Annotated in this window: 13 protein-coding genes; 5 read left to right on the plus strand and 8 right to left on the minus strand. The window is 45.2% G+C overall.

The features are described 5' to 3' along the window. Positions 1-26 precede the first annotated feature (26 nt). On the minus strand, positions 27-668 hold the full coding sequence (udk, locus tag INR79_RS12535; RefSeq protein ID WP_004406146.1) for a uridine kinase: 642 nt from the start codon (positions 666-668) through the stop codon (positions 27-29). A 210-nt stretch (positions 669-878) separates the two neighbouring features. Beyond that, on the minus strand, positions 879-1,952 hold the full coding sequence (apbC, locus tag INR79_RS12540) for an iron-sulfur cluster carrier protein ApbC (RefSeq protein ID WP_223094506.1): 1,074 nt from the start codon (positions 1,950-1,952) through the stop codon (positions 879-881). A 160-nt stretch (positions 1,953-2,112) separates the two neighbouring features. Here apbC and metG point away from each other — a divergent pair, with 160 nt between their 5' ends. Both metG and INR79_RS12550 read left to right on the plus strand, forming a co-directional pair. Beyond that, on the plus strand, positions 2,113-4,188 hold the full coding sequence (metG, locus tag INR79_RS12545; RefSeq protein ID WP_004406149.1) for a methionine--tRNA ligase: 2,076 nt from the start codon (positions 2,113-2,115) through the stop codon (positions 4,186-4,188). 196 nt (positions 4,189-4,384) lie between these two features. Beyond that, a complete protein-coding gene (locus INR79_RS12550; protein ID WP_223094508.1) occupies positions 4,385-5,266 on the plus strand; it encodes a hypothetical protein in 882 nt (293 codons plus the stop codon). Between the two features lie 18 nt (positions 5,267-5,284). On the opposite strand, the gene fadR is transcribed toward INR79_RS12550, so the two are convergent. Then, a complete protein-coding gene (gene fadR / locus INR79_RS12555) occupies positions 5,285-6,124 on the minus strand; it encodes a fatty acid metabolism transcriptional regulator FadR (protein WP_004406152.1) in 840 nt (279 codons plus the stop codon). 637 nt (positions 6,125-6,761) lie between these two features. Between fadR and nhaB the strand changes: the two genes are divergently transcribed. Together nhaB and dsbB are read left to right on the plus strand one after the other, a co-directional pair. After that, positions 6,762-8,345: a Na(+)/H(+) antiporter NhaB gene (gene nhaB / locus INR79_RS12560; protein ID WP_004406154.1), complete on the plus strand. Its 1,584-nt coding sequence runs from the start codon at positions 6,762-6,764 to the stop codon at positions 8,343-8,345. 77 nt (positions 8,346-8,422) lie between these two features. After that, positions 8,423-8,944, plus strand: a complete 522-nt coding sequence (dsbB, locus tag INR79_RS12565; protein ID WP_004406155.1) for a disulfide bond formation protein DsbB — start codon at positions 8,423-8,425, stop codon at positions 8,942-8,944. Between the two features lie 75 nt (positions 8,945-9,019). Here dsbB and INR79_RS12570 read toward each other — a convergent pair whose 3' ends face one another. Beyond that, the gene (locus INR79_RS12570; protein ID WP_223094510.1) at positions 9,020-9,613 is read right to left on the minus strand and encodes an SEC-C metal-binding domain-containing protein; all 594 of its coding nucleotides are present in this window, start codon (positions 9,611-9,613) and stop codon (positions 9,020-9,022) included. Between the two features lie 135 nt (positions 9,614-9,748). On the opposite strand from INR79_RS12570, the gene dusC reads away from it, so the two are divergent. Continuing rightward, positions 9,749-10,705, plus strand: a complete 957-nt coding sequence (gene dusC, locus INR79_RS12575) for a tRNA dihydrouridine(16) synthase DusC (RefSeq protein WP_223094512.1) — start codon at positions 9,749-9,751, stop codon at positions 10,703-10,705. A 12-nt stretch (positions 10,706-10,717) separates the two neighbouring features. Here the strand turns inward: dusC and INR79_RS12580 are convergent, their stop codons facing one another. From INR79_RS12580 to INR79_RS12595, 4 genes are all read right to left on the minus strand, one after another. After that, complete coding sequence (locus tag INR79_RS12580) at positions 10,718-12,178, minus strand: diguanylate cyclase (protein ID WP_200766893.1); 1,461 nt, start codon at positions 12,176-12,178, stop codon at positions 10,718-10,720. 167 nt (positions 12,179-12,345) lie between these two features. Continuing rightward, positions 12,346-13,140 carry an ABC transporter ATP-binding protein gene (locus tag INR79_RS12585; RefSeq protein ID WP_004406162.1) on the minus strand — a complete coding sequence of 265 codons (795 nt, stop codon included), beginning with the start codon at positions 13,138-13,140 and terminating at the stop codon, positions 12,346-12,348. Next, the gene (locus INR79_RS12590; RefSeq protein ID WP_004406166.1) at positions 13,137-14,057 is read right to left on the minus strand and encodes an ABC transporter permease; all 921 of its coding nucleotides are present in this window, start codon (positions 14,055-14,057) and stop codon (positions 13,137-13,139) included. The genes INR79_RS12585 and INR79_RS12590 overlap by 4 nt, the downstream gene beginning before the upstream one ends. Positions 14,058-14,121: 64 nt before the next feature. Further along, on the minus strand, positions 14,122-15,087 hold the full coding sequence (locus tag INR79_RS12595; RefSeq protein ID WP_004406168.1) for an ABC transporter substrate-binding protein: 966 nt from the start codon (positions 15,085-15,087) through the stop codon (positions 14,122-14,124). Between the last annotated feature and the right edge of the window lie 515 nt (positions 15,088-15,602).

Raw genomic sequence — 15,602 nt, forward strand, 5'->3', positions numbered from 1 at the left:
TATCAGAACTTTGACAAATCTGGTGCTTAGCTCTTCAGAAGCTTAGCGATGTGCGCCTTAAGTACATCAATAGCAATTCGGTTTTTGCCACCGCGAGGAACAATGATGTCGGCGTATTGCTTAGAAGGCTCAATGAATTGCATGAACATTGGACGAACCGTATCCTGGTACTGTTTAAGTACCGACTCCATCGTACGACCACGCTCTTCCACATCACGCTTTACACGGCGCAACAGACAAATATCAAGCGGTGTATCCATAAACACTGTTGCGTGCATTAAGTCACGCAGACGTGGATCGGTAAGAAGCAGGATACCTTCAAGAATGATCACTTTCTTCGGTGTCATTGTAGCTGTGTTGTCAGTGCGGGTGTGTACAGAATAGCTGTACTCAGGAACTTCAACAGAGTTGCCTTGAACTAACTGCTCCAGGTGCTGACAAAGCAGGTCGTGATCAAGTGCGTTAGGGTGGTCGTAGTTGGTTTTCTCGCGCTCTTCCATGCTCAACTGGCTTTGATCTTTGTAGTAGCAATCTTCAGTGATCACGCCGATATGGTCGTCTCCGACTTTCGCACGAAGCTCATTGTAGATAGTACTTGCGATTAAGCTCTTTCCAGAAGCAGAAGCGCCAGCAATTCCCACGATGACGCATTGATTATTATTAGACATGTAAAAGCACCTGATACTAATTTGGTAGCTGTGGTTGGGTTAAACCGCCTGATTATAGGGAGATAAAATACTTAATACCAGTATAGTGTGTCGAAATTATCATTAGTAGATGAGTAATTACTCAATATCTGTATGAAAAGCAGGGGATATATACCATTTCCTGCTATTAACCTTGGCTCTTATACTGCGTGATTCAGACGAAATTCTTTGCTACAGCGCCACAAAACTGATCGCGTCAGGTTTGGCTTTTCCTTGCCAGAACATCTTGCTGATTACTGTCTCAGCCAGTTCTCGGTAGATGTGGGCGTGCTCGGAGTTAGGGCGAGCAACTGTGGTGGGTTTCCCCGCATCCAGATCTTCGCGTACCGAAATGTGAAGGGGAATTTGTGCGAGTAGTGCAAGCCCGAAATCCTGTGCCATCTGGACAGCGCCACCCTGACCAAAAATATGTTCTTTCTCGCCACAATGGCTGCAAATGTGATAGCTCATGTTTTCCACAAGCCCAAGCACAGGCACGTTGACCTTTTCGAACATGGCGGCACCTTTTCTGGCATCTGCCAATGCCAGATCTTGAGGTGTGGTGACAATTAAAGCACCTGTTACCGGAATCTGCTGTGACAACGTAAGCTGAATGTCTCCCGTACCCGGTGGCATATCAATCACCAGATAATCTAAATCCGGCCATTCCGTTTCGTTCAATAACTGGGATAACGCTTTAGATGCCATAGGTCCACGCCAGATTGCCGCATCAGCATCTTCAATCAGATAGCCAATGGAATTTGTGTAGAGACCATGTGAAGGTATCGGCTGCATCCATTTGTTGTCTCTGACGTCTGGTTTTTGTCCTTGGGTTCCCAACATAATAGGCACGGAAGGGCCATAAATATCCGCATCCAGCATACCCACTTTTGCTCCAGCTTCGCTCAGTGCCAGTGCAAAGTTCACCGCTGTGGTTGATTTGCCTACCCCACCTTTAGCGGAAGTCACCGCAATGATGTTTTTAACACCTTTCACTTCAGCAGCTACTGTTGTCTGTAGAGCTTTGGTTTTGCTTACGATGTCATATTTAAAATCGGGAACAACCCCGTCAGAAATCTGATTTTTAACCCAGGCTGACAGCCCTTCGTGGAGAGATTGGTTGATAAACGGAAGTTCAATCTTGACTACACCGCTTGCCAAAACAGACACAATACCCGGAGTCTGACACCAACCAGAAATCAGCATCGGATGCTGATATTGACCCAGCCACTGACAAAGTGCATCTTTTGATTGAAATTGTTCCATATTACCTCCCACTATTTGAGCTCATCCTAACACTTCAATCATTGCTAAAGAACCCTGAAAAAACTAGGTAATACACCCAGTCTGTGACTTGGAGTACGCTGCTGCTTAAGGTACTATTAGCGGCTGTCTCATTAATACCTATCTAAAGCGAATAACAAGTATGGCAACCGATCCAAGAAACCTTTCTACAAGGAAAATTCTGGTAACTTGTGCCCTACCGTATGCAAACGGTTCTATTCACCTTGGTCATATGCTTGAGCATATCCAGGCGGATATCTGGGTTCGTTATCAGCGCCTTCGTGGCAACACTGTTAATTTCATCTGTGCGGACGATGCTCACGGCACGCCAATCATGCTTAAAGCACAACAGATGGGTATTACGCCAGAAGAGATGATCGCTGCTGTAAGTGAAGAGCACCAAAAAGATTTCGCTGGATTCGATATCAGTTTTGATAACTACCATAGCACGCACTCGGAAGAGAACCGCGAGCTGGCTTCTCACATCTACCTGCAGCTCAAGAAAAACGGTTTTATCTCCAGTCGCACGATTTCACAACTTTACGATCCAGAGAAGGAAATGTTCCTTCCAGACCGCTTCGTTAAAGGTACGTGTCCTAAGTGTAAGTCCGATGATCAATACGGCGACAACTGTGATAACTGTGGTGAAACTTACAGCCCGACAGAGCTGATTGAGCCTAAGTCTGCTGTTTCTGGCGCGACGCCAGTAATGAAAGACTCAGAGCACTTCTTCTTCGATCTGCCTCAGTTTGAAAGCATGCTGAAAGAGTGGACTCGTTCAGGCTCACTACAGTCAGAAACGGCCAACAAGATGCAGGAATGGTTCGAGTCTGGTCTTCAGCAATGGGACATCTCCCGTGATGCGCCATACTTCGGCTTCGAAATCCCGGGCGAGAAAGACAAATTCTTCTACGTTTGGCTGGACGCGCCTGTTGGCTACATGGCTTCATTCAAAAATCTGTGTAACAAACGTGACGATCTAGATTTCGACGAGTACTGGAAAAAAGACAGCGAAGCCGAGCTATACCACTTCATCGGTAAAGACATCGTCTACTTCCACTCTCTGTTCTGGCCAGCAATGCTGGACGGCAGCGGGTTCCGTAAGCCAAACAATGTATTTGTTCACGGCTATGTAACGGTAAACGGCGCGAAGATGTCTAAATCGAAAGGTACTTTCATTAAGGCAGCAACATACCTGAATCACCTGGATCCTGAGTGCCTGCGTTATTACTACGCTGCGAAACTCAACAGCCGTATTGATGATCTGGATCTTAACCTTGAAGACTTCACTCAACGTGTAAACGCCGATGTAGTGAACAAGATTGTTAACCTTGCTTCTCGTAACGCGGGTTTCATCACTAAGCGTTTTGAGGGCAAACTGTCTGAAAACTTTGCGGAGCCTGAACTGTACAACGAATTCGTTGCAGCAGCTGATCGCATCGCAGAGCTATACGAATCTCGTGAGTTTGGTCGTGCTATTCGTGAAATTACAGCTCTGGCAGACAAAGCAAACCAGTATGTTGATGAAAAAGCACCTTGGGTAGTCGCGAAGGAAGAAGGGAAAGATCAAGAACTGCAGGACATCTGTTCTGTTGGTATCAACCTATTCCGTGTTCTGATGACTTACCTGAAACCGGTGATGCCTGCTCTGGCGGCTCGTACTGAAGCGTTCCTCAACGAAACACTGACTTGGGAAGGCATTGAAGCGCCACTGACTGGCCACGAAATCACTAAGTTCAAAGCTCTGTTTAACCGTATCGATCCTAAGAAGATTGAAGCCATGGTTGAAGCATCAAAAGAAGATGCAGCAGCAGAAATGGCAGCAAAAGAAAAAGCTGAAGCAGAGAAGAACAAAGCAAGCCAGACAGAGCTTGATAAAGATCCAATTGCAGACGAAATTGAGTTCGACGCCTTTGCAGCCGTCGACATGCGTATTGCTCGTATCATCTCCTGTGAAGAAGTACCTAAAGCAAACAAACTGCTTAAATTCCAATTGGATATCGGCGGCGAAACAAGACAGGTCTTTTCTGGCATTAAGTCAGCTTACAAGCCAGAGGAACTAGAAGGTAAACTGACTGTAATGGTAGCGAACCTTAAGCCTCGTAAGATGAAATTTGGCATGTCTGAGGGTATGATTCTAGCAGCAGGTCCAGGCGGGAGTGATTTGTGGTTGCTTGAGCCACATGAAGGCGCTCAGCCGGGTATGCGTGTGATGTAATCATCCTTTGCAAATACTAGAAACCGCCAGCTTTGCTGGCGGTTTTTTTATTATTAATTTTTCAATATTGGTGCAACTGCACCAACCTATCGCATCATTACCATAGCCAATCTGGCTAACCTACTGATTCTAAATTACTAAAATACTGGCACTGACTATGCACTCTATTGAATTGAGAGATACATAGGAGGTGTATATGTTCGTGCTCATCAGCTTAACCATCATATTGATCTGCATACTGCTCTTATTTATGCATAGCCAGACACGCGCCGTGAATGACCAGCGTCACCTTGATAACCTCCACCTGCTCAGGCAGCTCATAGAACTGTGCAGAACGCATCGAACGCTTACGCATCAGGTATTGGTAGAGGGCAATCATGCATCACATTCAACGCTCAAAGCTCTGTTCAAACTGAAGGAGCAAATTAAAGCCATCTCGGCTCAGGCTAGAAAAATCAGCACCACATCAGATAAAGCTAAGTATCGTGTTCTGCTGATTAACCTGACGCTCTTATGCAAAGAGTGGCGAACGCATTCAATCAACCGCAACCAAATTTCGCACGGAAAGGTTATTCGCCATTGTTTGTATTTAATGGATGAGCAGATAGTAACCTGGATGATCGAAGCATACCGAGAGGATCTGACCGAACAATACCATCAGGACTGGCAGTTAATCTGCGAAGCCATGGAGTGTTTAACTCAATTAAGGATGTGCATTCAGGATACAGAAACAGAGACCGGTAGAAAACGTTACCTTCACTATGGTCACCTGATACTTCGACGGTTAAATCAGATAAGCGTCAATTGCTCGGTTCCCATTTCTTCAGACGTTTTGTTCAGTCTGAATGATGTGCTAAACCGACTTTCAAATGAATCCTATAAGGAAAACCCGATGGATATTACTGCTTTGTACAAGCTAACGAATGGTATCTCTGCATTTCTGTTTGGTTCTTACGACAAAGTCATCAGTGCTATTTGCCAGGAGCTTTATGAGCCGTTACCTGAAATTTTGGAGTATATGCCAACTGATAAAACCAGAAATTATGAAATAAAAAAACCCGCCAATAGCGGGTTTTAAAATGGTTTCTGTGCTGAATTAGCTGTCGTCTTCGGTAAAGCTTGTTGGAAGAGAAACTTTCATCTTGTTCCAGATTTGCGCACTTTCCAGACCATAGTGGCGGATAACTAGCGGAAGCTGATCACGAGAGCCCGATTCACATACTTCACCAAGCTGTTTATAGAAGCTCAGAGCCAATGCACGTGCTTCTGGGCTGGAGAAGTAGTAGCTGCCTACTCGATCGTAAAGCTTTTTCAGACCGTTGAAGATCAATCCATAAATTTGGTTACCAGAATGGAAAGCCAAACGCTGGAATAGCATGTAGTCATAGAAGTTGAAGGTTTTTGCAACCAGAATTGCCTGGCGCTTCTCTTCATCCTTCTCGTTTTCGTCTTTTACGTTCGCCCGGATTTTTTCTGCATACGGAGACGCTTCAACAAATGTATCCCAGTTATCTGCGGCAAGAAGCTGCTCACAAGAATCAATCACACCTTGAATGGTCTTAAGGGAGTTGTCTTTGTTTGCTTTGAATGCGTAACGCATAAAGATAGGGCTGATATTGGTGCGTGCTGCCAGCAGGTCTTCCACTATGCTGGTCGCGTTATCCGCATCAAGCGTCATTAAGGTATCCAGAATGTGTAAACCCGATGTTTCCATAAACTGGTTAACTTTGGTGGGTTTGCCGTGCTGTATCGTCAGCCAGCCGTCACGTGCAAGGCGCTGAAGCACTTCTCGTAACGTAGTTCGTGTCACACCAATCAGTTCCGATAGCTCGCGCTCTGCAGGAAGGATAGAACCAGGAGGGAAACGCCCCTTCCAAATACTTTCGATAATGTACTTCTCAGCAAAACCTGCTGGGCTTTTTGCCTTTATAACCATGAATTCGGGTTTCCGGTACTTTTATAACGTAAAATTGCACTCATCATACCACTACTTGCTCAATTCAGAAAACTGACATGCACTTTCCTGACTTGATTGTGAGATCTGCCGTTAGAATTTTTTATTCTGAAATAGATTAGACCCCTCATTGTGAGTCAACTCCCATTTTTCAACAATTTTAACAATCAGCTAACGAAATAAATTTGTCATCTCATACATTTTTACGACTTAATTTTGACCGGAAAATTAGGCTAATTTCGGCAAAAACACCTGTATATTCATAAAAAACAGCAATAATTTGTTGAGTTGTACAGGCAAGATCAAAAGTGTAAGTAAAAGTAAAATTTCATGGTATTCTATGCCACGCTGACCTCGAATCTCAATAAAAAGGCCTGCCATTATTACGTTTTTAAACATTTTTAGGTTGACTAAATATTAGGTAGGAGTAGAGTTGCGGGCGAAAGTAAAGGAGTGCTTGTCTTTCTCAAGGAGTGACTTGGCAAGGCTACAGAGATTCTCATCGAAGTTGTTTTTCTAAGTCGCTGTTTAAGATGTAATTTTTATGAAATTTAACATTTCATAATCAGGGATCGAGACACACTCTCAGTGTCGAATTTACTATAAAAAGAGTCTTATCATGCCGATGTCACTCGGAAATGCGTTTATTAAGAATTTTCTAGGCAAAGCCCCAGATTGGTACAAACTTGCCATTATTGCCTTTCTTATTATTAACCCGATTGTCTTCTATTTTGTTGACCCGTTCATTGCAGGTTGGATGCTCATCATTGAGTTCATCTTTACTTTGGCAATGGCGCTAAAATGTTACCCACTTCAGCCCGGTGGTTTGTTAGCGATTCAGGCGGTCGCGATCGGGATGACGAGCCCAAATCAGGTTTACCATGAAATCGAAGCCAACCTGCCAGTACTTCTTCTATTAGTATTTATGGTTGCTGGTATCTACTTCATGAAAGAGCTGCTGCTGTTTATCTTTACCAAGATACTTCTTGGCGTTCGCTCTAAAATGATGCTTTCAGTAGCTTTCTGTTTTGTGGCGGCTTTCTTATCTGCTTTCCTTGATGCACTAACTGTAATTGCCGTTGTAATTTCGGTCGCTGTCGGTTTCTATTCGATTTATCACAAAGTCGCCTCAGGAAAAGGCTCACAAGCGAGCCACGACCATACGAGCGATGACCACTTGTGTGAAGTAACTCGTGATGACCTTGAAAACTACCGTGCATTCCTACGTTCATTGCTGATGCATGCTGGTGTTGGTACTGCACTAGGTGGTGTAATGACCATGGTAGGTGAACCACAAAACCTAATTATTGCGGATCAGGCGAGCTGGAACTTCGGTGAGTTTATGGTTCGTATGCTCCCTGTAACTTTACCTGTGTTTTTCTGTGGTCTGATTACCTGTGCACTGGTTGAGAAGCTGAAGATTTGTGGTTACGGCACCGACCTGCCAGCAAGTGTGCGCAAAATCCTTGTAGATTTTGATAACGAGCAGCGTAAGCGTCGCAACAAACAAGATGTGGCTAAGCTCATCATTCAAGGTTTAATTGCCGTTTGGTTGATCATCGGTTTGATGTTCCACCTGGCAGAAGTAGGCTTGATTGGTTTGAGCGTTATCATCCTTGCCACTGCGTTCACTGGTGTTATTGAAGAGCATTCTCTGGGTAAAGCGTTTGAAGAAGCCCTGCCGTTTACTGCTCTACTTGCTGTTTTCTTCGCAGTTGTTGCGGTCATCATCGATCAGGAACTGTTTAAACCAGTTATCGATGCTGTACTTGCGCTGGAAGGTGGTCAGCAAATGATCATGTTCTACATCGCGAATGGCTTGCTATCCATGGTATCGGATAACGTATTCGTAGGTACGGTGTACATCAACGAAGTGAAATCTGCGCTGGTAGATGGTGTAATTACCCGTGACCAGTTCGACTTACTGGCGGTTGCAATCAACACAGGTACTAACCTGCCTTCTGTTGCAACACCAAACGGTCAGGCTGCCTTCCTGTTCCTGCTGACTTCTGCACTGGCACCACTGATTCGTCTGTCATACGGACGCATGGTTATCATGGCATTGCCATACACTGTTGTACTGGCAATCGTAGGTCTGTTTGGTATCGCATTCCTGCTGGAACCAATGACAGCAAGTTTCTACGAGATGGGGTGGATATCGCATCACACAGCGGAAGCGGTAAGTTCATCACACGGTCACTAAATTTTTTATTGAATAGAGAACTTATTCAGGATAAAAAGCTCTGAGTTATCAGAGCTTTTTTTATAAGGATTCTTCACTTGAACGCTTTATATGCCATTAAACAGTTTTCTGAAAGCCGTTTGTCCTGGCTCATCTTATTGATTTCCATCGTTGCACTTGAAGCAACTGCCTTGTACTTCCAGCATGTCATGATGTTGGCGCCTTGTGTAATGTGTATCTATGAACGTGTCGCCATGATGGGAGTGGGTTTTGCTGCCATATTGGGGATGCTGAATCCAAAAAATGCCATCATACGCTGGCTGGGGTTTGCAGGCTGGGGTGCAAGCGCATACAAAGGCTTGATGCTTTCTTTACAGCACGTCGACTACCAATTCAATCCATCACCTTTCGCGACATGCGATATCTTTGTTACCTTCCCTGAATGGGCACCTCTGCATGAATGGATGCCTTCCGTATTCAATGCATACGGTGACTGTAGCAAAGTGGTCTGGCAGTTCCTGACGCTTTCTATGCCTCAATGGCTGGTGGTGATCTTTGCAGGCATGCTTGTCGCTCTGGGTGTGGTTATCATTTCTCAGTTTGCAAAGAAACCCGAGTAATACATCTAGAGTTACGTATCTTAGATAGTAAAAAAGCTCCTTTCGGAGCTTTTTTGCCAATTTGGCTAAGGCTATTTATTTACCACAACACTGCTTAAACTTCTTGCCGCTTTCGCATGGACACTGGTCGTTTCTGCCAATGTCTTTGTATGGATTTACGTTCTGCGATTTTGCACCGATCATCATTTCATCGGCCGCCATGGCCACTTCAGAAATCATAATGTCCAACTGGGGCAATAAGTCTTCCAATCGCGGGGGTTGTTCAATACCTGCCGCTTTCATCTGCTCGTGGGTTTGTGCTTCATCGATCCCAAGCATAAAAGTGGTTAGCAGAGCCTGAAGCATTCTAAGCGTGCCATCAGACGGGGTTGCTTCGTACCACTGTTCTTCAACCACTGGCCATACGGACATGAATCCTTCAGAGAAGTCTGCGAAGCCCTCTTTATCCGCTGTCAGATTTAACGCTTCATAGGCTGAAGATTTAAGCGCAGCATATTGCTTATGAATCTGCTCCGTTATTGTGGGTTCAAGTTCCAATGCATTCAGACCAGACAACCAGGTTTTAGGGTCTAAAGGCTGAGTGGCAAAATTCGCAGCCAGCACGGCGCCTTCGTAGAAAAGCGGTGTTTCGCCTTCGAAACTCTCTGGTAAGGTCATCAATTGGTACATGTTTAGCGTCTTCATTGTGCATTGGGGGCTGGATTATACCCAAGCCAAGATGCCTGCACCACTTTTGCATCACCAAAAGTTCTCGCGTACAATCGCGCATCCCTCAGGTCTCTGACCTAATGCAAGGTAACCAATATGCGTGTAATACTCGGACCAATGGAAGGCGTATTAGATCATCTAATGCGTGAAATACTGACCAACATTAACGACTACGATCTGTGTGTCACAGAGTTCGTGCGTGTGGTTGATCAAGTATTGCCCGACCATGTCTTTACACGCATCTGCCCGGAAATACTCACCGGAAGCAAGACCAAAGCCGGCACTCCTGTTCGTACTCAGTTGCTCGGTCAGGAGCCAAACTGGATGGCTGAAAATGCCGTTAAGGCAGTTACGCTAGGCTCTGATGGCATTGATCTTAACTTTGGCTGCCCAGCCAAAATGGTCAACAAAAGTAAGGGCGGTGCTGCCTTGCTTCAGCACCCAGAGCTCATCTATCAGGTTGTTAAAGCCTGCCGAGATGCAGTAGACCCTTCTGTTCCCGTAACAGCAAAAATCCGCCTAGGCTGGGAAGACCCAAATGACTGCTTTGAGATTGCCGATGCAATTGAACAAGCAGGTGCAAACGAACTCACCGTTCATGCTCGCACCAAAGCTGGTGGATACAAGGCAGAAGAAATTAAGTGGGAATACCTGACCAAGCTGAAGCAAAAAGTGGGGATTCCGATGATCGCCAATGGCGAAATATGGAACTATGAGGATGGTCAGCGCTGCATCGACATGACCGGTATTGATTCGCTCATGGTCTGCCGCGGTGCGTTCAACGTGCCTAACTTAGGTAATGTAGTCAAACATAACCATTCTGCGATGCCATGGCATGAAGTGGTCGATTTGCTCTTGAAGTATTCTGAATACGAAATCAAAGGCGACAAAGGCTTGTACTACCCCAACCGCGTAAAACAGTGGTTCTCTTACCTTAGGCAAGAGTACTCAGAAGCCGCAGCGTTATTCAGAGACATTCGCACCTTTAACAAAGCGGCTCCAATCGTCGAGCATATCTCTCGTTACAGAGACAGTCTGCTGGAAGCGGTATAACCCCCCGCTTCCTTAAAAGGTGACCTGATTCTTGCCAGATTCTTTAGCATGGTAGAGTTTCTTGTCGGCCGACTTCACCAGCTCTTTTAACCCTTTGTGATCATGATGATCTTCCACACACACGCCACCCGATAACGTGAACCCTTCTGCCAGTATTTTTGTGGATTCTCTCGCGACTTGATTGTGTATCCGATGCGCAATTTCGACAATCAACTGTGGGCTGTTGGCACGTATGTACACAACAAACTCTTCCCCTCCAAAGCGTGAAACCACATCCATTTCACGTAACACACTCCGCATTTGGTCAGCCACAAAGCAAATCACCTGATCGCCCATCTCGTGACCATAGGTGTCGTTGATCTTCTTGAAATTATCGATATCAAACACAGCGATTCCTTCAAACTGAAATCGACATGGTTTCTTAAATTCAATCTCTAGTCCGCGTCGATTGAGCAGACCCGTCATTGGATCTCTCTCCGCGAGGTTTTGGAAGTATCGCCTTTCAAAATTGAGGTTAAGGTAAAACAAGCTGATAACCGTGAGTATGTATATGATCGCAATAATAAAGACGGCGTTACGTTCTTCATTAAGCAATGAGATCAGTTCATCCATCAAGTCAGACTGATAAAAAAGAACGTGCTCAAATGCCACCCCCTGAATGGATAGTGGGTAAACGTATTTGCGGTTTTGGTAATCAGCGAGATTTTCGTGTTGTACCAACATCAAACGCTGGCTGGCAGACGTATTGGATGTCAGCAGCAGATTGGTATTTATTTCAAGAGAGACGACACCTTTAAAATCCTCTCCATGGCTAACAGGTAAAGACAAGGTCAGCACTCTGTCCAGATCGTTCGGGCTTTCTATTGGTCCGGTCACCGTAATGGAATCAGAGTTTTGGCTTGTCAGATACCAGAACGGAAGAGATTTAAAGTGCTCTATTGAAGAACGTTCAATATTGTTCGCAAGATTATCTGGAGATGAGATAACCAGCCCCTCTTCCGCCACATAGTGAACGCCAAGTATGTGCTCATCCAGATCATGCAGAAAAGACAACATAGGCGCGAGGTCCATCATTTCAACGGCATGAAGGTTCAGTGCAGAACCTCGGACGCACATGCTGTCGTCGCCGGAAATCATATAGCTGATATCTACAGCAGGTATGTTCAGGTTTTTGTCTTCAGCAAGAATTAGAGCTTCGATCGGCCAGATCCGACACACTCCGTTTTGCACCTGAGAATTGTGTTGAAAATGTGGAAAGTTCTCGTTCTGATAATGAGTAGAAAGTGTGTAATCAAGAGAGGTCAGTATCTTAACGGAACGGTGGATGGCGTGTTCAACACGCTGATATTCGTGAGCTACCCGCTTTTCGGTTCGCTCGAAGTAATTCATTGCTACCATCAGCAACATGCCAATGGCAAATATGGCAGGGACAAGAAATACGTATCTTAAACTCATGTGTTGGGAAGACATCATATGAACCCCAAACACAACAACAGCGCCTTAAAACACATTCAGAGAGACACTCCATCTCAAAACGAAAGCGCAATATTAACAGTATCTTAATCAAAGAAAAAACCCTCTTTATGATAAAGAGGGTTTATAAAGTGTGTTGCCTTGCCGAGCTGATTTTTATAAAAGTTCTAGTTCAAGAGCAAACTATCATCCGCCAGCTCTTCACCTCGAACTTTAGAGAACATTTCAAGCAAATCTGGCACCGACATATTTGCCCTTTCTTCACCAGCGACATCCAGCACAACTTCTCCTTGGTGCAGCATCACAGTCCGGTCTCCGCAAGCAAGTGCGTCTTTCATGGAGTGAGTCACCATCATGACCGTTAAGTTGAACTCTTTCACGATTCGCTTAGTTAAGTCGATGATAAACGCCGCCATTCTCGGGTCGAGTGCCGCGGTGTGTTCATCAAGAAGCAAAAGCTTACTGTCCGACAACGTCGCCATCACAAGGCTTACCGCCTGGCGCTGTCCACCTGAAAGCAAACCAATGTTGTCCCCTAACCTGTCTTCTAAACCAAGACCCAGAATGCTGATTCGCTCCTGAAACAGTTTTCTTCGCTTGGAAGATAGCGAAAGCTTCCAGCCACGGCGCTTACCGCGCATGTACGCCAGCGCCATGTTTTCTTCAATGGTCAAATCGCCACAGGTTCCCGCGAGTGGATCCTGAAATACACGAGCACATTGGTTTGCACGTTGATCAACCGTTTGTCTTGTTACGTCTACGTTATCGATAACAACACTGCCACCCGCCATTGGGGTTTCGCCCGTTACTGCTCCAAGTAGCGTGGATTTACCCGCCCCGTTTGAACCAATCACAGTGAGAAATTCATGTTCTGGAACCGTCAGAGAAACACCGCGTAGTGCACGGTTTTCTAGAATAGTGCCTGCATTGAAAGTAACTTGAATATTGTCGAGCTGGATCATGCTACCTCCTTAGATTCAGACTTCGCAGGCTTACCGCCCTTTTTTGCGTTTAGGTTTCCTTTTAGTTTTGGTGCGATCAGTGCAAGTGCCACCAATACCGCTGTCACTAAGTTCAGATCAGACGCCTGCAAACCAAACATTCCTGTACTCAGTGCAAACGCGACCGCTAATCGATAGAGAACCGAACCCACGATAACAGCCACGACAGCAACCCAAATTTTTCTACCCGGAATCAGGGTTTGCCCCAGAATAACTGCTGCAAGCCCCACCACGATAGTACCGACACCAGAGGTCACATCCGCAAAGCTGTTCGTCTGGGCAAACAAAGCACCAGAAAAACCGACAAATCCGTTAGACAGAGCTAAACCAAAGTAGGTATAGAAAGCAGTACTCGCTCCCTGAGATGCGACCATGCGAGCATTCACACCTGTAGCGCGAAGCCCAAGTCCAAAATCACTGTTAAGAAGTCGAACGACAAAGATGGCAGAAAGCACAACAAGTACGCCGACCACAATTGGTCTTACGTACATCGAATCACCCAACGCTTCGAACGGCGTTAAGATGGTATCTTCGCCGATCAGAGCCATATTAGGACGACCCATAATTCGAATATTGATTGAGAAAGCCGCGATCATGGTTAAGATCGAAGCCAATAGATGCAAGATCCCACACTTTACAGCTAAAAAAGCCGTAACCCAGCCCGTTATTGCGCCTGCAATGATTGCCATTCCTGTAGCAATCCAAGGGTCGATACCTGCCACAATCGCTGTTGCAGCGACCGCGGCTCCCATAGGAAAACTCCCATCAACACTTAAGTCGGGAAAATCCAGTACCCTAAAGGTTAAGTAAACGCCCAGTGCGACCAATCCATAAATGAGCCCAATTTCGAGGGCTCCAAAAAATGCAAAAGCAGACATAACGACTCCCTTTCTGCTTGATATAAAAAACCCGAATAGCAGGCGCTATTCGGGCTAATAGTTATTATTTTACGCTTGTTGCACGATCCAGAATGGATTGAGGAATGGTGATACCAATTTTTTCAGCCGCTGATTTGTTCACAACTAAGTCAGAACCTTTTGCAACTTTTACATCCAGGCTACCAGGATCAGCACCTTCTAGAATTGCTGCAACGTAATCTGCTGTCTGAACACCCACCTGATAGTAATCAAAACCAAGGCTCGCTACTGCGCCTTTTTCAACATAAGACGTTGCACCACCTAAAACTGGTGTTTTCGCCTGATTCGCTGCCACAATCATACCTTCGATGGCACTTGCGACTGTGTTATCAGTTGGTGCGTAAATAACGTCGGATTTCGCTGAAATAGCCTGAGTCGCCGACTGAACATCAGCACTTTTCAGCGCTGTCGCTTCAACAACTTTGAACCCTTTAGATTCTGCCGCTTCTTTTAGTAGTTCAACCAAAGTCACAGCATTCGCTTCACCTGGGTTGTACACCACGCCGATAGATTTAGCATTGGGAAGAATTTCTTTAATAAGGTCAACATGCTGTGCAACCGGAGACAGATCAGACAAACCCGTTACGTTTTTGCCCGGCTTTTCGTGTTGGCTAACCAGTTTTGCCCCAACCGGGTCCGTTACCGCTGTAAACACAACAGGAATTGAACGTGTAGAAGATACCAGAGCCTGTGCAGTAGGCGTTGCGATACCTACGAGCACGTCAGGGTTTTCACCTACGAACTGACGCGCAATTTGTACAGCGATAGCAGGGTTACCTTGAGCGGTGCGGTATTCAAAATCTAAGTTTTTGCCTTCTTCATACCCTTTCTCTTTCAGACCGTCGAGCAGACCTTGGCGGGTAGCATCCAATGCTGGGTGCTCAACGATTTGAGACACTGCCACTTTTGCAGTTTTTGCAATAACACCTGTGGAGGAAAGTAACGCTGTTCCTGCAATGCACGCAGCAACAATGATTTGACTTGCTTTCATCTTGACTCCTTGATTCAGCAGTAAAGTAGTTGTGATGTTGTGACCACCCACTCCGGGTGGAAAGCTGTTTGATTCCAGTAAGCTAAGTGGCTGAAATTCTCTAAAAACTAGAAGAAAAACTTTTCAGTCTCTCGCGCTTAAGTTTAGGAAACTTGAAATAAACAGCTACTATTTTTTATTTATTTGTTTTGTACGCGCTTATTTACGCATATGTACACATTTTTACCAGTAAGACCGGACAAATGGAAGCAAGTATTAACAACGAAGTAACAAAATGTAGATCTAAGGTTATTTAGCACACAAAACCACCGCTTTTTGTTCTAACAACTTTATCTTCTCGTTAATCCCAAGCAAGTCGGATGATGATTTTATGCACAAAACTAGCTTTGGCAATTTTTCGTTAAGGGTTGACTTTCATATAAAAGCAAATCTTTGAAGGGATAATGAATGGCACAATGAATTTACTAGGCAGTAAAAAAGGAGGCAAATGCCTCCTTTCATGTATCTCTGTGGTT

It is taken from the genome of Vibrio sp. SCSIO 43132 (assembly GCF_019904195.1).
GTDB lineage: Bacteria > Pseudomonadota > Gammaproteobacteria > Enterobacterales > Vibrionaceae > Vibrio > Vibrio nigripulchritudo.

Coding starts and splice junctions, on each gene's coding strand:
- nhaB (WP_004406154.1), top strand. CDS start 6,762: ATGCCGATGTCACTCGGAAATGCGTTTATTAAGAATTTTCTAGGCAAA.
- INR79_RS12590 (WP_004406166.1), bottom strand. CDS start 14,057: ATGTCTGCTTTTGCATTTTTTGGAGCCCTCGAAATTGGGCTCATTTAT.
- metG (WP_004406149.1), top strand. CDS start 2,113: ATGGCAACCGATCCAAGAAACCTTTCTACAAGGAAAATTCTGGTAACT.
- INR79_RS12585 (WP_004406162.1), bottom strand. CDS start 13,140: ATGATCCAGCTCGACAATATTCAAGTTACTTTCAATGCAGGCACTATT.
- fadR (WP_004406152.1), bottom strand. CDS start 6,124: ATGGTTATAAAGGCAAAAAGCCCAGCAGGTTTTGCTGAGAAGTACATT.
- INR79_RS12570 (WP_223094510.1), bottom strand. CDS start 9,613: ATGTACCAATTGATGACCTTACCAGAGAGTTTCGAAGGCGAAACACCG.
- udk (WP_004406146.1), bottom strand. CDS start 668: ATGTCTAATAATAATCAATGCGTCATCGTGGGAATTGCTGGCGCTTCT.
- INR79_RS12595 (WP_004406168.1), bottom strand. CDS start 15,087: ATGAAAGCAAGTCAAATCATTGTTGCTGCGTGCATTGCAGGAACAGCG.
- dusC (WP_223094512.1), top strand. CDS start 9,749: ATGCGTGTAATACTCGGACCAATGGAAGGCGTATTAGATCATCTAATG.
- INR79_RS12580 (WP_200766893.1), bottom strand. CDS start 12,178: ATGATGTCTTCCCAACACATGAGTTTAAGATACGTATTTCTTGTCCCT.
- INR79_RS12550 (WP_223094508.1), top strand. CDS start 4,385: ATGTTCGTGCTCATCAGCTTAACCATCATATTGATCTGCATACTGCTC.
- apbC (WP_223094506.1), bottom strand. CDS start 1,952: ATGGAACAATTTCAATCAAAAGATGCACTTTGTCAGTGGCTGGGTCAA.